Source organism: Exiguobacterium sp. SH1S1 (assembly GCF_004337245.1).
GTDB lineage: Bacteria > Bacillota > Bacilli > Exiguobacteriales > Exiguobacteriaceae > Exiguobacterium > Exiguobacterium aurantiacum_A.
The window spans coordinates 258,895-276,734 of the sequence record NZ_SJUZ01000001.1 but is presented as its reverse complement, the minus strand read 5'-3'; the positions used below and the strand labels follow the sequence as shown (position 1 = coordinate 276,734).

General features: G+C 51.4%; 16 protein-coding genes. 12 read left to right on the top strand and 4 right to left on the bottom strand.

Annotation, left to right across the window (positions count from 1 at the left end; translation table 11 throughout):
• Position 1 precedes the first annotated feature (1 nt).
• The 7 genes from ccpN to EVJ23_RS01450 all read left to right on the top strand — a co-directional run bounded on the left by ccpN (position 2) and on the right by EVJ23_RS01450 (position 6,919).
• Positions 2-631 carry a transcriptional regulator CcpN gene (gene ccpN, locus EVJ23_RS01480; RefSeq protein ID WP_070327000.1) on the top strand — a complete coding sequence of 210 codons (630 nt, stop codon included), beginning with the start codon at positions 2-4 and terminating at the stop codon, positions 629-631.
• On the top strand, positions 618-1,460 hold the full coding sequence (locus EVJ23_RS01475; protein ID WP_070327897.1) for a pyruvate, water dikinase regulatory protein: 843 nt from the start codon (positions 618-620) through the stop codon (positions 1,458-1,460). The genes ccpN and EVJ23_RS01475 overlap by 14 nt, the downstream gene beginning before the upstream one ends.
• A gap of 110 nt (positions 1,461-1,570) precedes the next feature.
• A complete protein-coding gene (gene dnaG, locus EVJ23_RS01470; protein ID WP_233589561.1) occupies positions 1,571-3,388 on the top strand; it encodes a DNA primase in 1,818 nt (605 codons plus the stop codon).
• 35 nt (positions 3,389-3,423) lie between these two features.
• The gene (gene rpoD, locus EVJ23_RS01465) at positions 3,424-4,518 is read left to right on the top strand and encodes an RNA polymerase sigma factor RpoD (protein WP_016508087.1); all 1,095 of its coding nucleotides are present in this window, start codon (positions 3,424-3,426) and stop codon (positions 4,516-4,518) included.
• Between the two features lie 132 nt (positions 4,519-4,650).
• On the top strand, positions 4,651-4,989 hold the full coding sequence (gene cccA, locus EVJ23_RS01460; protein WP_070327002.1) for a cytochrome c550: 339 nt from the start codon (positions 4,651-4,653) through the stop codon (positions 4,987-4,989).
• A gap of 101 nt (positions 4,990-5,090) precedes the next feature.
• Positions 5,091-5,807 carry a tRNA (adenine(22)-N(1))-methyltransferase gene (locus tag EVJ23_RS01455; protein ID WP_131463788.1) on the top strand — a complete coding sequence of 239 codons (717 nt, stop codon included), beginning with the start codon at positions 5,091-5,093 and terminating at the stop codon, positions 5,805-5,807.
• Positions 5,807-6,919, top strand: a complete 1,113-nt coding sequence (locus tag EVJ23_RS01450; RefSeq protein WP_131463785.1) for a Nif3-like dinuclear metal center hexameric protein — start codon at positions 5,807-5,809, stop codon at positions 6,917-6,919. Before EVJ23_RS01455 ends, EVJ23_RS01450 begins: the two co-directional genes overlap by 1 nt.
• Before the next feature lie 47 nt (positions 6,920-6,966).
• On the opposite strand, the gene EVJ23_RS01445 is transcribed toward EVJ23_RS01450, so the two are convergent.
• Entirely contained in the window at positions 6,967-7,920 is a 954-nt protein-coding gene (locus EVJ23_RS01445) for a 4-hydroxy-3-methylbut-2-enyl diphosphate reductase (protein WP_131463783.1), read from the bottom strand.
• Between the two features lie 120 nt (positions 7,921-8,040).
• On the opposite strand from EVJ23_RS01445, the gene EVJ23_RS01440 reads away from it, so the two are divergent.
• The 5 genes from EVJ23_RS01440 (at position 8,041) to EVJ23_RS01420 (ending at position 13,702) form a co-directional block, all read left to right on the top strand.
• Positions 8,041-9,804 carry a sensor histidine kinase gene (locus EVJ23_RS01440; RefSeq protein WP_071397766.1) on the top strand — a complete coding sequence of 588 codons (1,764 nt, stop codon included), beginning with the start codon at positions 8,041-8,043 and terminating at the stop codon, positions 9,802-9,804.
• The gene (locus EVJ23_RS01435; protein WP_071397765.1) at positions 9,801-10,736 is read left to right on the top strand and encodes a sugar ABC transporter substrate-binding protein; all 936 of its coding nucleotides are present in this window, start codon (positions 9,801-9,803) and stop codon (positions 10,734-10,736) included. The genes EVJ23_RS01440 and EVJ23_RS01435 overlap by 4 nt, the downstream gene beginning before the upstream one ends.
• A 61-nt stretch (positions 10,737-10,797) precedes the next feature.
• Positions 10,798-12,141: a DEAD/DEAH box helicase gene (locus tag EVJ23_RS01430; RefSeq protein ID WP_071397764.1), complete on the top strand. Its 1,344-nt coding sequence runs from the start codon at positions 10,798-10,800 to the stop codon at positions 12,139-12,141.
• An 85-nt stretch (positions 12,142-12,226) separates the two neighbouring features.
• On the top strand, positions 12,227-13,129 hold the full coding sequence (locus EVJ23_RS01425) for a deoxyribonuclease IV (protein ID WP_131442975.1): 903 nt from the start codon (positions 12,227-12,229) through the stop codon (positions 13,127-13,129).
• A 3-nt stretch (positions 13,130-13,132) separates the two neighbouring features.
• Entirely contained in the window at positions 13,133-13,702 is a 570-nt protein-coding gene (locus EVJ23_RS01420; protein ID WP_131463781.1) for a hypothetical protein, read from the top strand.
• A 37-nt stretch (positions 13,703-13,739) separates the two neighbouring features.
• Here EVJ23_RS01420 and EVJ23_RS01415 read toward each other — a convergent pair whose 3' ends face one another.
• From EVJ23_RS01415 to EVJ23_RS01405, 3 genes are all read right to left on the bottom strand, one after another.
• Complete coding sequence (locus tag EVJ23_RS01415) at positions 13,740-13,910, bottom strand: DUF1427 family protein (protein ID WP_021065708.1); 171 nt, start codon at positions 13,908-13,910, stop codon at positions 13,740-13,742.
• Between the two features lie 91 nt (positions 13,911-14,001).
• Positions 14,002-16,167: an RNA degradosome polyphosphate kinase gene (locus EVJ23_RS01410; RefSeq protein ID WP_070327011.1), complete on the bottom strand. Its 2,166-nt coding sequence runs from the start codon at positions 16,165-16,167 to the stop codon at positions 14,002-14,004.
• Positions 16,164-17,699 (bottom strand): Ppx/GppA family phosphatase, encoded by a 1,536-nt coding sequence (locus EVJ23_RS01405; RefSeq protein WP_131463779.1) that lies wholly within the window; start codon positions 17,697-17,699, stop codon positions 16,164-16,166. Before EVJ23_RS01405 ends, EVJ23_RS01410 begins: the two co-directional genes overlap by 4 nt.
• Positions 17,700-17,840: the final 141 nt, after the last annotated feature.

The window sequence follows — 17,840 nt, the reverse complement described above, 5'->3', positions numbered from 1 at the left end:
TATGCAGCTGAATGAACGCCAACAGAAGATTGTTGAGATTGTGAGAGTGAACGGACCGATCACGGGAGAGCAGATTGCTCAAGAGTTATCGCTCACCCGTGCCACGCTCCGCCCTGATCTTGCTATTTTGACGATGACTGGAATATTAGAAGCAAGACCACGCGTCGGCTACACGTTCGTCGGCAAGCGAAATTCATCGCTGCTCCGCGAAAAACTCGATTCGCTGACCGTTGGTGATTTCATGTCGTCCGCGAAAGTCGTCAGCAATGAAATGACCGTGTATGATGCGGTCGTCACGTTGTTCTTAGAAGATGTCGGGTCGTTGTTCGTCGTCGGAAAAGACAATGAGCTTGTCGGGGTGTTGTCCCGCAAAGATTTACTGCGGGCCGCCATCGGCAATCAGGACCTCGACCAATTGCCTGTCAACGTCATTATGACGCGGATGCCGAATATTACCGTTTGTGAAAAAGGTGAGACGCTCATTCGGGCCGGGATGAAGTTGATTGAGAAACAGATTGACGCCATGCCAGTCGTCGAAGAGAAGGATGGTTCGCTCATCGTGCTCGGCCGAATGACAAAGACGAACATGACCAAGGTGTTGATTGCACTTGCCAACGATGAATCGTTCTGAGGAGGAAATTGGTTTGACAAACAAACAACTCGTATTTGTCGTGAGTGACTCTGTCGGAGAAACGTGTGAGCTCGTCGTCCGGGCGGCAAGCATCCAGTTCCATGAGAACGCGATCGAGACACTCCGGATTCCTTTCGTCGAAGACGAACAGACGATTCATGATGTCGTCACGCAGGCTAGAGCCCAAGGAGCGGTGATCGCCTTCACGCTCGTTAATGAAGAACATCGCTCACTGCTCGTGTCGCTCGGTAAAACGTATGACGTCAAAACGATCGACCTGCTCGGCGACCTCCTAGACGTGCTCTCGGGAAAACTCGGGGAGAGCCCGCGTGAGAAACCGGGTCTGATCTATCGTCTAGACGAGGATTACTTCCGTAAAATCGAGGCGATGGAGTTTGCCGTCAAATATGACGACGGACGTGATCCGCGGGGCTTGAAAAAGGCCGATATCGTCCTCGTCGGTGTGTCTCGCACATCGAAGACGCCGTTGTCACAATATTTGGCGCTAAAACGTTATAAAGTCGCTAACGTCCCGCTCGTGCCGGAGTCGCGTCCGCCGGAAGAACTGTTTGAGGTGTCACCGGATAAGTGCGTCGGCTTGATCATTTCTCCGGACAAGTTGATTTCGATTCGAATGGAGCGTTTGAAATCGCTCGGTCTAAAACCGGAAGCGGATTACGCTCAACTCGAGCGAATCAATCGGGAACTCGAGTACGCGCGAGGGATATACGAACGAATCGGTTGCGAGGTCATCGATGTGACGAATAAGGCGGTCGAAGAGACGGCAGGAATCATCTTACGTCAGCTTGAACTGTCAAAAGATGACTGAGCGCTCGCATTAGTAATCGACGCGTGTTAACGGTATAATAGAGTATTGACACGATAGTGAAACGGAACGTGGTGAGCGTTCCGTTTCGTTGCGAGATTGGATAGGGAGTGGTGGAGTTGCCACGTATACCGGATGAAGTCATTGCGGAAGTGAAACAAGCCACGGATATCGTGGACTTGATCAGTGAACGCGTTGAATTGAAAAAACAAGGCCACCGTCTTGTCGGACTTTGTCCGTTCCACTCGGAAAATAGTCCTTCTTTTTCCGTATCGCCTGAAAAAGGCATGTACCATTGTTTCGGTTGCGGTGCTGGCGGGAACGTCTTTACGTTCGTCATGGAAACGGAAGGGTTGTCCTTCCCGGAAACGATTGAGCGCTTAGCGACACGGGCAAACATCGCTGTAGAAGGGGTGGCCGGTGACGAAGAGTTGACACGCGATCAAGTCGTTCGCAAACAAATGCGTGATGCTCATCGGATCATCGCCGACCTGTATCACGAGGTATTGATGAAAACCGAGGCCGGAGAAGTCGGCTTGACGTATTTACGTGAACGCGGTTTGGCTGAGGCGACGATCGGGCAATACAAAATCGGATACGCCCCTGATCAACGCCGCTTCACCGTCGATTCACTCGAGCGAAGAGGGTTCGACCTAGAAGTCATGGTCGAAGCAGGACTTATTTCTAAATCTAGATCCGGTGAATATTTTGACCGGTTCGAAGGAAGAGTCGTCTTTCCGATTGCGGATCGAGACGGCACGATCGTCGGATTTAGCGGCCGTGCGATTGACGACAGACAGCCCAAGTATGTAAATACGGCGGAGACACCACTCTTTAACAAGAGTGAGTTGTTATTTGGATTTTCACAAGCACGTGCATCGATGCGGAAACAAAAACGGGTGCTCCTTGTCGAAGGGAACGTCGATGTCCTCCAAGTCGCCCAAGCCGGGACGGCCGAGGTCGTCGCTTCACTCGGGACGGCATTTTCATCGCAGCATGCCCGGGCGTTGTCACGGATGGTCGATGAAGTCGTGATTTGTTACGACGGAGACCATGCCGGACAAGAGGCGACGCTAAAAGTCGTTCGCATGCTCGAGGCGTATCCGCTCGACGTCCAAGTGCTCATGTTGCCGGAGAAGACGGACCCGGATGATTATATTCGGACGAACGGTCGGGAGCAATGGCAACGTTTTGTCGAATCGGAACGCTTATCCGTCCTCGATTTCATGAACCGGACGCTTCGGCGCGGGAAAAATATGAATCGTGAAGGAGAACGGATCCGGTTTATTGAAGCTATGCTTGGGGAAATCAGCAAGACGGACAACTCGATTCGCCGCGATTTATATTTAAAAAAATTGGCGAATGAGTTTGACATTCCTGTCGAAACGCTAGCGAATCGAATGCCGCGACCGGTGTCGAGCCAAGTGCAGGCATCACCAGCGGTTCGTGAACCAGAACCAATCCGTAAACGATCGAGTAAAGCGAATGAACCACGTTTTGTGAAGGCTGAAAAATTACTGTTACGGGCGATGCTCAGTGGGCCGGAACGGGTTCGCTTCGTTCGCGACCGACTCGGCCTAGCTTATCAAGATGAGATTCATCGCATGTTGGCGACGGCGTTTTATGAGATCGTTTCAGAAGACATGACGCTTGAAGAGTTTGAGCAGGTCATGCCGCCTTTTATGGAGCGTCACTGCGACCAACGTCCTGACTATGCCAACCGCTATGCAGAGATTCGCCTCATGTCAGCGCCTGATGATCTGACTGAAGAGGTTTTAGATGAATACATTAAGGTGATAAACAGTTATGAGGAACAGCGTCAAATCGAGCGAGCAAAAAGGGAAATCGGGCAGGATGCCGAAAGTATAGTAGACCAGGCATCGAAGCTACAAGAATTGATTACCCGGAGTCGCCGCTTACGTGAACGATGAACGCGAAGGAAGTTTGGAAGGAGTTGAACTGCTAGATGGCAGAGAAGAAAAAAGAGGATTTATTTAACGCCATAGACGAACTTGAAAAGTTGGGGAAAAAGAAGGGTGTCGTATCGATGCAAGCGATCCAGGATCGCCTCAGCCATTTTGAGGTCGATTCAGATTTTATCGATAACTTCATTGAAGATTTAGAAGGCAAAGACATCCGCGTCACAGAAGATGCGGCCGATGCCGAAGAGACTCCTACGAAAAAAGAAGACGAAGAGGTCGACTTGAATGATCTGGCTGTCCCGCCAGGAATTAAAATCAACGACCCGGTCCGGATGTACTTGAAAGAGATCGGCCGTGTCGATCTGTTGAGTGCCAAAGACGAGACCGAACTCGCGAAGCGAATCGAGCAAGGCGATGACGAGGCGAAGAAACGTCTCGCTGAAGCCAACCTTCGTCTCGTCGTCTCGATCGCGAAACGCTATGTCGGTCGCGGCATGTTGTTCCTTGACTTGATCCAAGAAGGGAACATGGGTTTGATCAAGGCAGTCGAGAAGTTCGACTACATGAAAGGGTTCAAATTCTCGACGTATGCGACGTGGTGGATTCGTCAAGCGATCACACGTGCCATCGCCGACCAAGCCCGGACGATCCGGATTCCGGTCCATATGGTCGAAACGATCAACAAATTGATCCGTGTTCAACGTCAATTGCTGCAAGACCTCGGGCGCGAGCCTGCTCCTGAAGAGATTGCCAAGGAGATGGAATTGACGCCTGAGAAAGTTCGTGAGATTTTAAAAATCGCTCAAGAACCGGTGTCGCTTGAAACACCAATTGGTGAAGAGGACGATTCGCACCTCGGTGACTTCATTGAAGACCAAGATGCGATGGCTCCTCAGGACGCAGCAGCCTATGAACTGCTCAAAGAACAACTCGAAGACGTGCTCGATACGTTGACAGACCGGGAAGAGAACGTACTCCGTCTCCGCTTCGGGCTTGATGACGGTCGGACGCGCACGCTCGAAGAAGTCGGTAAAGTGTTCGGGGTCACGCGTGAGCGGATCCGTCAAATCGAAGCGAAGGCGTTACGGAAGCTCCGTCACCCGAGTCGCTCGAAACGCTTGAAAGACTTCCTCGATTAATCGTGTTTTTGAATAAAATGTGAAGTTTTAGAAGAAAGGAAGGAAAATGAGTGATTTTCCTTCCTTCTTTATTGTTTTTTGAGTAAAATAGTGATGGGTAGAAATTTGGAAAGAACATGAGGGGGAAATACAATGCGTAATCCATTGTTACCGTTTGCAGCGATTGCGATCGTCGCAATCATCGCTATGGTCTCATTATCGTATTTTGGCGTAAACCAAGCGCAACAAGCCGCTGAAGGTCCAGCCGTCACCGAGATGAACCCGGAAGACTTGTACGCTGCTAAAGGCTGCACAGGTTGCCACGGCGGAAATCTTGAAGGTGGCGTCGGTCCGGCGTTGACTGGAGTCGGAGAACGTTTGTCTGCTGAAGAGATCGCGAACATCATCGTTAACGGTCAAGGTACAATGCCGGCCGGTCTCGCGTCTGCTGAAGAAGCCGACGTGCTCGCGACATGGTTGATTGAACAATAAGGGTGAGGCGTACTCCTTCTGGGGTACGTTTTTTGTTGTCCGGACAAGAATATTTCGTTACCCTAAAGAAGAAGAAGAAGTAGACAAAAGGAGTTGTCCCCATGCAAGAACAAGTCACGTTAGACCGGCGACTGAAGCGAGTCGTTGATTTTATACCAGCTGGAAGCATTTTAGCCGATATCGGTTCCGACCACGCTTACGTCCCGTGTTATCTCGTACAGCAAGGAATCATCGACCGAGCCATCGCCGGAGAAGTGAATCAAGGTCCGATGGAAGCGGCCAAAGCCCAAGTCGAATTGATCAGCGCATCGAGCAAGATTGACGTCCGGCTCGGTGACGGATTGGCGGTCCTGAATGAAGACGAGGCGACATGTATCTCGATCTGCGGGATGGGCGGAAGCTTGATCCGATCGATCTTAGAGAACGGACGGGATAAGTTAGGCGCGGTCGAACGACTCGTGCTGCAACCGAACGTCGATGGACAGCAAGTTCGGGAATGGTTGCTTGTATCAGGTTTTACGCTCGTCACGGAAACGATTGTCGAGGAGAACGATAAAATATATGAGATTCTTGTCGGGGAGCGGGGCACAGAAACGCGTTACAGTGCGGACGAGGCGGAGCGGACGTGGCAGCTTATGTTCGGGCCGGAGTTGCTGAAGACTCGTCCTGAACCGTTCAAATTGAAGTGGGGCCGGGAAGCGGACAAATTGGATTACGTGCTCGGTCAAATGGCCGCAGGCGCCCAGACCGAGGCGCTCGTCCGGAAGCAGGAGGAGTTCAAAACGTTACGCGACAAAATGAGAGAGGTGAGTCAGTGATGGCAAACGGAAATCATATCATCCAACTGTTTGAAGAGTTCGCACCGAAACATCTCGCGGTCGAAGGCGACAAGATCGGCCTACAGATCGGTACGCTGAATAAAAAAGTGAATCGGGTCATGGTCACGCTCGACGTGCTCGAATCGGTCGTCGACGAAGCCATCGAGCAAGAGGTGGACTTGATTATCGCGCATCATCCGCCGATCTTTAGCGCGCTCACCCAAGTGACCGATCGCAACGCCGCCGGTCGAATCGTTACGAAATGTCTGAAAAACGATATCGCCGTCTACGTCGCCCATACGAATTTAGACGTCTGTGAGGGCGGGGTCAACGACTGGATGAGCGAGGCACTCGGATTGCGTGAGACCGAAGTGCTCGTCCCGACGTATGAAGAGCCGGTGTATAAATTGTCGGTCTTCGTCCCGGAAACACATCAGTCCGCCGTGTCTAAAGCGTTAGGCTCGGCCGGAGCCGGAAGGATCGGGAATTATGGCGATTGCCAATTCACGGTCACAGGGAAAGGGCAGTTCACCCCGCTCGACTTGGCCGACCCGTACCTCGGACAAATCGGGAAAACGGAGCAAGTCGATGAAGTGAAGATCGAGACAATCGTTACCGAAAGTAAGAAGAAGCGGGTGTTAAAAGCGATGTTTGACGCTCATCCTTACGAAGAGGTCGCTCATGACTTGATTCGGGATGAGATTACAGGGCCTGTCTTAGGTCTCGGCCGCATCGGTCGACTCGACAAGCCGCTGACGCTCGCTGAATTTTCGGAACATGTCAAAGCAAGCTTTGGTGTCGAAGCGGTGCGGGTCGTCGGCGACTTGGGCCGAACAATCAAAAAAGTGGCCGTGCTCGGTGGTGACGGCAACAAGTATGTCTCAGCCGCGCACTTCAAGGGAGCCGACGCCTACGTGACCGGTGACTTATATTTCCATGTCGCCCACGACGCGATGGCGCTCGGGCTCGCCGTAGTCGACCCGGGTCATCACGTCGAGAGCGTCATGAAACAAGGCGTCGTCGACGTCTTGCAACAGAAGTTCACGGCAGCAAAACTCGAGGTCGAGCTCCTCGTTTCCGCTACGGACACGAATCCTTTTAAGTTCCGCTGAAACTGAACACAACCCCCGCCCTCATGCATGAGGACGGGGGTTGCTTGTCATTTGCGAAGCGCCTTCACTCTCGGCAAAATGTTTCGCAGTTCGAGATAAGGTGTCTTGTCGTGTGTGCTCAAGTCATCACGGTCGTACTGCGTCAAAAAGTCGATGACTTTTTTCGTGATCGGCGTCGGTGTCGACGCGCCCGATGTGACCGCGACCGTTTCGACGTCTTGAAGCCAATTGAGATCGAGCTCACTCAAATCACCGATGCGATAGGCATTCGTCCCGGCAATCTCTTTAGAGACTTGGGCGAGGCGGTTCGAGTTGTTCGATTTCGGATCACCGACGACGATGAGCAAGTCGCAGTCGCCGGCCTGTTCGGCCACGGCCTCCTGACGAACTTGTGTCGCGTTACAAATCTCGTTATGCACCTCGACGTGAGGATAGCGTTCTTGAATGAGTTCGATCAATGCCGAAACGTCCCATTGGCTCATTGTCGTCTGGTTCGTGACGAGAATGTTTGCGTCTAACAAATGATCTGGCAACGCCTCAAAATCGCTCTCGTACTGGACGAGATGGACTTTTCCAGGGGCGACTCCCATCGCGCCTTCAGGTTCGGGGTGACCGTGCTTGCCGATATAGATGACTTCGTAGCCGGCCGCTGTCTTCTCACGAATTAAATCGTGCGTGACGAGAACGTCAGGACAAGACGCATCGACAATCGTCAGTCCTTTTTCGATGGCACGCTTCCGAACGAGCGGGGAGATGCCGTGGGCCGTAAACACGACGGTCCCTTTGTCGATTGTTTCAACTGCTTGCATCCGATCCTCACCGTCTACGGTCTTGACGCCTAAGTCTTCAAACGCTTGGGTGACGTGACGGTTATGGACGATCATACCGAGTATATGGATAGGCCGTGGTAAATCTGGGTTGGCCACGGCTTCATTCGCTAATTTCATGGCATCGACGACGCCATAGCAGTATCCGCGTGGGCTAATTTTTTTAACTTTCATTTCGTGATGAACGCTCCTTTCGCGATGCTTTCCTACGTATTAGTCTAACATTGTTTCGAAAATACGAAAAGAATTGCGTGTATTCATGCTATAATCTTAAGGTTAGAAAGGAGGGACACCGTGGAACGCTTGAGAACATTGCTTGAAGTTCGAAAATCGTACTTCTTTCAAATCACATTTATTATCTTTATCATTCTTGGACTCGTCATCTCATCACTAGCTTTCTCTGCCGATCGCGTGACGGTGTCCCGCGCGGAAGAATTGGCGAAAGAACAATTTGACTATGCGATTGATGGGAGTATCGAGAACCTCGAGACAAGGCTTGGGAAATTGTATGAAGACCTCGTCTACCTTGGTGCTTATGTTGGAAACGAACCTTTGATTGAAGAGCGGATTCGGACGGGTTACTTGAACCAACGAACGAGTTTCACTTCGATCTTTTACTATGATTTACGAGAAGATGAATTCACTTGGTATTCGCAACGGCAAGTCCCCGCGATGACGTTAAAGGCTGATCCGAAATTTAAAGAAGTCATCACTTCGAACGGCGACGATTTATTCATGAGTGACCCTGTATCGATTTCTGGTGATGCGGGCACGTATCTTTACGTACCCGTCATCGAGGACAACCGACCGATTGGCATGTTTGGTGGAAGCATCAGTGTGCTTAACTCGGACCTCTATCGGCGCATGCTCGAATCCACGAACGATGATATGATTCTCTACCTCTTAAATGAGCGGGGAGAAGTGTTATCGACATCGTTTAACCTCGTCACGGATGCGGAGCGAAGGTTGTCACGCTCAATCGTCGAAACGACGGATGAGTATGACGTTCGGACGATTTTAAGTACCGAAGACGATGTCATCATGTTCGAACCGGACGCTCGAGTGAACGGATGGAGCGTATTGGCCAAGCATAGCACGGATTCGGTTTATGAGGCGGTCTATGATACACGTTGGCAATATTTGATGATTACGCTCGTCACTTTCTTCTTAAGTATTTTAGTCGGTCTCCTTCTCTCGAAGACATTGACGAGCCCGCTGCTCGAACTCGTTCAAAACATCAAGAAACAACAGTCACTCGAACCGATTTTACTCGAACGCACCGGTTCAAAGGAAGTCCAGACGCTCCTCGATACGTATAACGACTACTCGAACCGGATGGAGACGGCTCGACGTGAGCAGTTGAGCCAACAACAGCTCTTGCTCCAACAAGAGAAGCTCGCCTCGCTCGGTCAACTCGCGGCCGGGATCGCTCACGAGATCCGTAACCCGCTCACACCTGTCCAAATCACCTTGCAGATGGCGAAAGAAGGTCATGGTAGTGAAGAAATGCTCGACCTTGCACTGTCCGAGCTCAATCGGGCTAACCATTTGATTACGACGATGCTCACGCTCGCCAAACCAGATCAATCCAAGCTTCAAGAAGAGTGGCTCGACATGACTGAATTTGCGAGTCGGCTCGAGTTCTTACTCGACGCCGAATGTTATAAACGGGTGACGAAGTGGGAACTGATTGTTCCGAATGAGATGCCGCCGTTCTACTGTTCGAGCGACATGCTCGTTCAAACCATCTACAACTTGTTTAAAAACGCCGTCGAAGCCGTCGATTCAAAAGGGGCGGACGGTAGCGTCACGGTCACGGTCCTCTTCACGGAGCGGGATTATCGGTTCTTGATTGAGGATAACGGAATCGGGATGACGAAAGATCAAGTGAACACGGTCGGGTCGGCGTTCTATACGACGAAAGAGAACGGCAACGGGCTAGGGCTGTACATGATTCGAGAATCATTAAAAGCCGTAAACGGTCAAATGGAAATCGAGAGCGTTGAAGGAGAAGGTACGGCGATGATGATTAAAATCCCAAGGCGGACAAACGTATGAAGGGCTTCCGCTATTACTGGCTTTGGATTCCCGTCATCTGGGCCATGACGATTTTATTGATCACGTCGATCCAGTTGCCGGAACGCGCGACGACGAACAATGAGGTCGGCTTCGTGTTCGTCAGTGAAAAACACGAACACGCCAATAAGTTGTTAGCCGCATTTGTACGAACGGCCAATCAAAAAGGGTTCATTCCGATTCCGACGACAAGTGAGGATTCACGTGTCTTAGAAAAAGAGAAATTGGATTCTTTGATCGAGCGCGGTGTCAAAGCCATCTTCGTGACGACGCTTGACGAGACGTTCATTCAATCATCGCTCGAAAAGGCGAGAGACAAAGGGATTCCGATTATCGCGATCGACCGGATGATCGACCACGATAGCGTGCTCACGTCCGTCGTGTCCGATAACGTTGAAATCGGGCGGATGGCCGCCAACCATATTGCCGCCAAACATACCGCACTCGATCGGCCGATCCGTGTCGTCGAAGTGAGGGGAACGGCAAAAGTCCGCTCGACCATCGATCGTAGCCTCGGGTTGACCGAGTACGATAAAGCCCATGACGACCTCGAGGTCGTGGCCTCGCTCACGGGTAACTACGATCCGTTCCAAGCCGAGATCGAGATGTCGCGCTGGCTCGAGGAAGACATCCCGTTCGACGCCGTGTTTTCCCATAACGACGACAATACGTTCGGGGTCGTGAGGGCGCTCGAGAGCAAGAGACTAAATGACAAGACAATCGTGTCGGTAGACGGTGTGACAGAGATTTACCCGTTGATTCATAGCGGGAAAGTCGATGCGACGGTCGTGCAATCCCCGAACGAAATGATTGAAGTCGGGTTCAAAGCGCTCGAACAGCATTTGAGCAGTAAAAAAATCTCGGCGCACTACTATTCATCGAGTTACTTGTATGAAGGACTCGGTAAAGATTAATTGACAAATAACTAGATTCCGCTATGCTAGGAAAAGTGGAAAGAAACAGGAGGTGTATCGATTGAACAGCTTCCAACAGTTCAAATTGTTACCGTTTATCGTCGATGCCTTGACAGAAAAGCGCATCACTAACCCAACGGACATTCAGGCACGGATTATTCCAGCCGCGATGAATGGCCGTGACATCATTGGAAAATCACAAACCGGGACCGGGAAGACACTCGCGTTCCTCTTACCTATTTTAGAATCGATCGACCCGAGCGAACATGAAGTCCAAGCGATCGTTGTCGCACCGACACGCGAGCTTGCCTGGCAAATCCACGAAGAGTTGAAAACACTCCTCGTGAAGCAGCCTGACTATATTAAGACGAGTTTGATCGTCGGCGGAACTGACCGTGAACGTCAAATCGACAAGATGAAAAACCCACCACAGTTGATCATCGGGACGCCAGGCCGTCTGCTCGACTTGATGAAAGTTCAGGCGTTGTTCCCGCATAAAGTCAAACATTTCGTCGTCGATGAAGCCGATCAAATGCTTGATATGGGCTTCTTGCCAGAAGTAGACCGCATCGCGCAGTCGCTTCCGGAAAGACTGCAAACGATGGTCTTCTCAGCGACAATCCCAGAGAAGCTTGAGCCGTTCTTGAAGAAATATCTTCACGATCCGCGCTACGCTGAAGCGAGTGCCGAGCACCGCGTCGCACCGAAGATCAAGCACCACGTCATCCCGGTCCGTCACCGCGACCGCAAAGAATTGACGGTCGAAGTGGCCAAAGCGATCAATCCGTTCGTCTGCCTCGTGTTCACGAACACGAAACAAGACGCGGATGAGCTCGAGAAGTCGTTCCGTGAGGCAGGCCTCAACGTCGGGACGCTTCATGGCGACATGCAAGCCCGTCGACGCAAGCAAGCGATCAAAGACATCAACGATGCAAAATATCAATACGTGATCGCAACCGACTTGGCTGCCCGCGGGATTGATATTAAAGGTGTGTCGCACATCATCAACTTCGGTATCCCGAAAGATCTCGACTTCTACACACACCGTGTCGGCCGGACCGGTCGTGCCGGTGCTACCGGAGAAGCGTATACGCTGTATGAAGATCACGAGAACGGCCCGATCAATCGACTTGAAGAGCGTGGTTTCGCGTTCACACATGTCGATGTCAAAGGCGGGACGCTCCAAGAAATCAAGACTCGTAAACGCCGCGTGACCGACCGTAAGATGAAAGTATCGCACACGGCGCACAGCCGTATGGCCGGTGAGATCAAGAAGGCGAAGAAGAAAGTCAAACCAGGCTACAAGAAGAAGTTCAAGTATAAATTGAAAGAGACGGCTTCGCGCGAGCATATGCAACAACAGCGCACGGAACGTCGTGAGACCCGTAAGAAGAACAGACGGTAATCACTAAAAAGAAGAATCGACTTCATGGAGTCGGTTCTTCTTTTTGTGTACACTAAAGGCAGAAGATTGCGAAGGAGAGTTGACTATGTTAAAAATTGGTTCACACGTTTCGGTTTCAGGTAAGAAGATGCTGCTCGCTGGCAGTGAGGAAGCCGTCTCGTACGGTGCGACGACGATGATGGTCTATACGGGCGCGCCTCAAAACACGCGTCGTAAACCGATCGAGGAGTTAAATATCGAAGCGGCGCTCGTCCACATGGCGGCGCATGACATCGAGGAGATCGTCGTCCACGCCCCATACATCATCAACCTGGGCAATACGACGAAACCCGAGACGTTCGAACTCGCGGTCTCGTTTTTGGCGGCTGAAATCAAGCGGGCCGAAGCGCTACAAGTCGCCCGCCATGTCGTCCTTCACCCAGGCGCCCATGTCGGTGCCGGCGAAGACGTCGGTCTCGCTCGCATCATCGAAGGCTTGAATGAAGTGCTGACCGGAGACGAGACGGTGAAGATCGCCCTCGAGACGATGGCAGGAAAAGGAAGCGAACTCGGGAAGACGTTTGAAGAACTCGCGACGATCATCGACGGAGTGACGCATAACGACCGGCTGTCGGTCTGTTTCGACACGTGCCACGTCCATGACGCCGGGTATGACCTCGTGGGGGACTTAGACGGCGTGATTGCCGAGTTTGACCGCATCGTCGGAATCGACCGACTCGGCGTCATCCACGTCAACGATTCGAAAAACGTGCGCGGGGCGAGAAAAGACCGCCACGAAAATATCGGCTACGGGGAGATCGGTTTTGACGCGTTGAACCGAATCATCCATCATGAGGCGTTCGCGCATTTGCCAAAAATTCTTGAAACACCTTACATTCCAATCAGCGAGAAGACGAAAGTCGCGCCGTATAAGCAAGAGATCGACATGTTCCGATTAGGCGCGTTCGACGCCGAATGGCGCGAACGATTCGCGCTCGCGCATCAATAAGCGATGAGCGTGCTAAAGATCGATCCAGAGACGTATGACGTATTTGCGGCGCTCCCGACATACTTTCGCGAGCAGAGCCCGTTTTACATTGAAGGAAGCATTGAGGGACCAGCCTTGATCGAAGTCGTTGGATATGGGATCGTCGCGGAAGTCGAGATTATGCTCGTCGAGACGACGACGCGCCCCGACGACCGGTATTGGCGAACGCGTCCCGACGATGAAGTTCGAGACTATTGTCTCGTCGATTTAGTCGGCCTTGATTTTCATCATCCGCTGCTCAAGAGTGGTATGTACGACGTGTCGACGTCATATGCGACGTTAAAAGATATGTGGGACCGCGGTTATCAAGTCCCATCCCAACGCTGGACACGGCAAACGTACGAGACGCATCTAGCCCGGGAACGAATGATGATGCACCGTATCGCTTCCGTCACGGCTTGTACGAGCTGTGGAGTCGACTTGATAGACAGGTATGGGGCGATGGCCCATCGTCTGCTAGAGTACCATCTTGAAGGAGACAGCGGGATGTGGGTCTGTCCGACTTGTCATAAGGCGATCCATCATGCAGAGTAACAAAAAGAACGATGCCCGCGGGCATCGTTCTTTTTGTTTAAAATGGCCAGTTCGCAAGCGCGAATTGGTAAACTTTCATCCCGAGAAAGACGCCAAAGATTCCAATGACGCCAGGCAAGACCGGGGGGGCAGGCAACGGCAACTTCAAGGCAGTGAAAATCATGCCACAGATGAGGCCGGCGAGCAACGAGAGTAAGATTTCTTGCATGAATGATTCCTCCATATTCGAAAATGAAAGCGTTTCAACTAACTGAACGAACTAATTATACAATGTTCTTTCTCGTTTGAGAAGTCTAACATCAGTCATCAGTCATTTTCTCATTTTCGGCCCGGAGGCGAAGGACTTCACGTTCGGCCCAGTTCGACGGCTCCCGTTCGAAGACGCTCGGGATGTTGTTCCAACGGCCGCCTGTATATTGATGGATGATGATCTGCGATTGAATTTTCTCTTGGCCAGGTTCTTGCTTGATGTAGACGTAACTGCCATCGGCGCGTTGGATCCGTGCTTTGACGTTATCGACGAGCTGTAGCGCGAGCATGTCTTTAATGTAAGACTTATGACCCGCATCTAGGATTGGGAACAAGATCTCGATGCGCTTTTTCATGTTTCGGGTCATCCAGTCCGCAGACGAGCAATACAAGTCTTCTTTCCCGTTTTGGTAGAAATAGAAGATGCGAGAATGTTCTAGATAGCGGTCGATAATCGAGACGACACGAATATTTTCCGAGACGCCTTTAATGCCCGGACGCAGGCAACAGATGCCGCGAATGATCAAATCGATCTTGACCCCGGCCTGAGACGCGTCATACAGCTTCGTGATGATCGACTTGTCGGTGAGCGAGTTCATCTTGGCGACGATGCGACCGTTCCCATACTTCTCATGCAGTTTGATTTCGTCTTGAATCTTGTGAAGGAAGAAGTCGAGCATGTCGTCAGGCGACGTCTCGAACTCGTGCCAAGACGGTCGTTCACCGTAACCGGAGAGCCAGTTGAAGAAGTTGGTCGCATCTTCGGCCAAGTCCTCGTTCGTCGTCAATAAGCCGATGTCCGTATAAAGCTTCGCCGTCGAGTCGTTGTAGTTGCCGGTACCGAGGTGGACGAAGCGTTGGAGGACACCTCCTTCTAGAATCCGCACGACAAGTGTGATCTTCGAGTGCGTTTTTAACTCTTTATAGCCGTAGATGACGTGGGCCCCGGCTTTTTCGAGCTGTTTCGCCCATTGAATGTTCTTCTCTTCATCGAACCGAGCCTTTAGTTCGACGAGGACGGTGACTTGTTTGCCGCTCTCGGCGGCGTCAGTGAGCGCTTTAATGATCGGTGAATCGCCAGACACACGGTAAAGCGTCTGCTTGATGGCCAAGACGTTCGGGTCTTTCGCGGCCTGGGCGATAAAGCGGACGACCGGGTCGAACGAATGGTATGGGTGATGGAGCAAGTAATCCTTTTTCAGGACGGCCTTGAACAAGTCCTTGCCGGGCTCGAGTCCTTCCGGGACGAACGGGATGAGCGTCTCGTTGATCATCTCATCATACTCGATCCCGATCTTATTATAGATGCCAAACAAGAACGTCAAATCGATCGGTCCGTCGACGACGAAAATGTCGCGGTCGTGCAGATCGAGGACGTCTTGCAGCATAAACAACAGTTCTTTACTGAGTGAACGTTGTTGGACCTCGAGGCGGATGCCGACGCCGTAACGGCGTTTCTTCAATTCTTTCTCGATCTGTTTCAACACATCGTGACTGCCTTCTTCATGGAACGGCATGTCAGCGTTGCGGGTGATCCGGAACGGCATCGTCGACTCCACTTCAAAGCCTTTGAAGAGCGAATCGATGAATTGGATGATGACGTCTTCGAGCAACATCAAATCGGCATGTTCTTCGTCTTCTGTCGGCAGTTCGAGAAAACGCGGTAGGACGGCCGGTACTTGAACGAGGGCGAGTCGCTTTTTGCCTTCTGAGGTCGACGAGATTTCGACGGCGATATTGAGCGATTTTGACAACAGCATCGGGAACGGGCGATACGCATCGACCGCGATCGGTGTCAAGACCGGGAAGACGTGGGTCCGAAAATACAGTTTAACAAAATCAAGTTGCTCTTTGTTCAAGTGCTTCGGACGTAAAAAGCGGACGTTTTCTGTTCCGAGTTGTTTGACGATTTTTTTATACGTCGCATATTGGACTTCGACGAGTTCTTGAGCTTTGATTGAGATCGCTTTAATTTGCTGCTTCGGTGTCAGCCCGGCCTTGTCCTCCGGTTGGTTGAATCCGGCTAGCACCTCGTCTTTCAGTCCTCCGAAACGGACCATGTAGAACTCATCGAGGTTTGCACTGAAGATGCCGAGAAATTTGAGGCGTTCCATGAGCGGATTGCGGTCATCGATCGCTTCTTGGAGCACGCGCTCGTTAAAGCTGAGCCAGCTCAATTCGCGGTTGTTAAAATGTTCTGGTAAGTAAGTCGTCATAAAGTGATCCTCTCCTCTACGCGTAACTCGATCGTCGTTTCGATCGCGCGTTCTAAATGCTTTTTGTGACGGATGCCGCGCTGCAATTCAAAGCGCGGGGACGTCGATGTATGAAGGGTGAAGGCAAGCCCGTCGTCTGTTGTCTCGACGTCGATGTTCTCGACGACTTGACGCTCGGTCAAATCGAGCGCGTCGACAAGTTTGACGATTGATCCAATCAGCTCTAGACTCTTCAACATTTTCGAGTCGAACCATTCAGGAAAGCCCTCGATATGCTGTTCGAGCAGGCGCCGTGACTTGTAAGACGTGACGAGCGCCAGGGCGAGCCGGTCTTCGTTGTTCATGCCTTTAAAGTCATTGGTCGTGATCAAATGGAACGTGTGGTCGCTCTTGTTGTTATGGTCGATGTATTCACCGACGTAAGCGAGACGGCAAGCCGCTTCTAACAGTCCCGGTTCGAACGGTTTTGGTTTGATCGTCTTCGCCTCGATCAAGCCCATATAAATTTGACGGGCCAGATGGACGAGATGCCGATGCCGGACCGGATCGACGTCGTATTGTTTCTCGAAGTGGCGGAAACTTTCTTCTTTGACATCAGCGAAACGGATCTCGTTGTTCTCTTTTAAATAGTATTCATAAAATAGCCCTTCCCGCAGACCGTTATTGCTCATCGTAAACTCAGGCACTTTTAAATAGCGGGCCAGTTCATCGATTGCGGTCACGGCCGGAGCGATGATGTCCATCCGATCTTTTGACAGGCCATCGAGTCGTCCGAGTTGTTTTGTCGACATGTCGATCAGTTCATCGACGACCTCGTGAAGCCGGTCGGCACCAAGTGTATATTGATGGATGCCTTCAAGCGGGAAGTGGGACAACGACTGTTCGACGCGGACGAGGTTTCGGGCGGTCCCGCCGACACCGACGAGCGGAACACCGTGAGGGACGAGCCAATCGATGTCTTTGAACGCTTTCTTCAAGAACGCGGTCAGTTGTTTCCGCTCATCTTTCGAGAGCGTGTCGCCTGACATAAAATCGTTCGTCAACGTGACGGCACCGAACGGGAAACTATGATAAAAGACGAGCTCGCGGTCTTTGAAGTAAGTCACTTCCATTGAGCCGCCGCCGATGTCGACCGAATAGCCGTCTTCGATATAAGTCGAGTTGACGATGGCCGAGTATCCGTAATACGCCTCTTCATAGTCACTCAACAAGCGGATCTCCATCCCGGTCGCGTCAAGGACCTCGTTTAAAATCGCTTCAGAATTGCTGGCGTTGCGGATGGCTGCGGTCGCGACCGGCAACATCTCTTTGACGCCATGATGCTTGTTCAGACTGATGAAATGGTCGAGTGTCTCGATTAACGATTGGATGCCCATTTCGGACAGTTCGTTCGCATCGGTGATGTGACTCGAGAGCCGAGCGACTTCTTTCACGTTCAACCGTTCGAAATATTGGCCGTGTCGATTCACTTCAAAAATGACGTTGCGAATCGAGTTTGACCCGATATCAATGACTGCTAATTTTTTTTCCACGGTAAATCCCCCTCTGCGATACCTCTAGTGTACAACGAACACTAGACAAACTCATCTTGATTTTGTGTGAAGACGTGACGACGAGCTTCTCGATCTTCTCAAACTTGAAGCATTTAATAATATTCTGTATAATACAGACGC

Bases quoted from the DNA above. Each gene is read 5' to 3' on its own strand.
- ccpN (WP_070327000.1), top strand. From the start codon at position 2: ATGCAGCTGAATGAACGCCAACAGAAGATTGTTGAGATTGTGAGAGTG.
- EVJ23_RS01475 (WP_070327897.1), top strand. From the start codon at position 618: ATGAATCGTTCTGAGGAGGAAATTGGTTTGACAAACAAACAACTCGTA.
- rpoD (WP_016508087.1), top strand. From the start codon at position 3,424: ATGGCAGAGAAGAAAAAAGAGGATTTATTTAACGCCATAGACGAACTT.
- cccA (WP_070327002.1), top strand. From the start codon at position 4,651: ATGCGTAATCCATTGTTACCGTTTGCAGCGATTGCGATCGTCGCAATC.
- EVJ23_RS01455 (WP_131463788.1), top strand. From the start codon at position 5,091: ATGCAAGAACAAGTCACGTTAGACCGGCGACTGAAGCGAGTCGTTGAT.
- EVJ23_RS01450 (WP_131463785.1), top strand. From the start codon at position 5,807: ATGGCAAACGGAAATCATATCATCCAACTGTTTGAAGAGTTCGCACCG.
- EVJ23_RS01445 (WP_131463783.1), bottom strand. From the start codon at position 7,920: ATGAAAGTTAAAAAAATTAGCCCACGCGGATACTGCTATGGCGTCGTC.
- EVJ23_RS01435 (WP_071397765.1), top strand. From the start codon at position 9,801: ATGAAGGGCTTCCGCTATTACTGGCTTTGGATTCCCGTCATCTGGGCC.
- EVJ23_RS01425 (WP_131442975.1), top strand. From the start codon at position 12,227: ATGTTAAAAATTGGTTCACACGTTTCGGTTTCAGGTAAGAAGATGCTG.
- EVJ23_RS01420 (WP_131463781.1), top strand. From the start codon at position 13,133: ATGAGCGTGCTAAAGATCGATCCAGAGACGTATGACGTATTTGCGGCG.
- EVJ23_RS01415 (WP_021065708.1), bottom strand. From the start codon at position 13,910: ATGCAAGAAATCTTACTCTCGTTGCTCGCCGGCCTCATCTGTGGCATG.
- EVJ23_RS01410 (WP_070327011.1), bottom strand. From the start codon at position 16,167: ATGACGACTTACTTACCAGAACATTTTAACAACCGCGAATTGAGCTGG.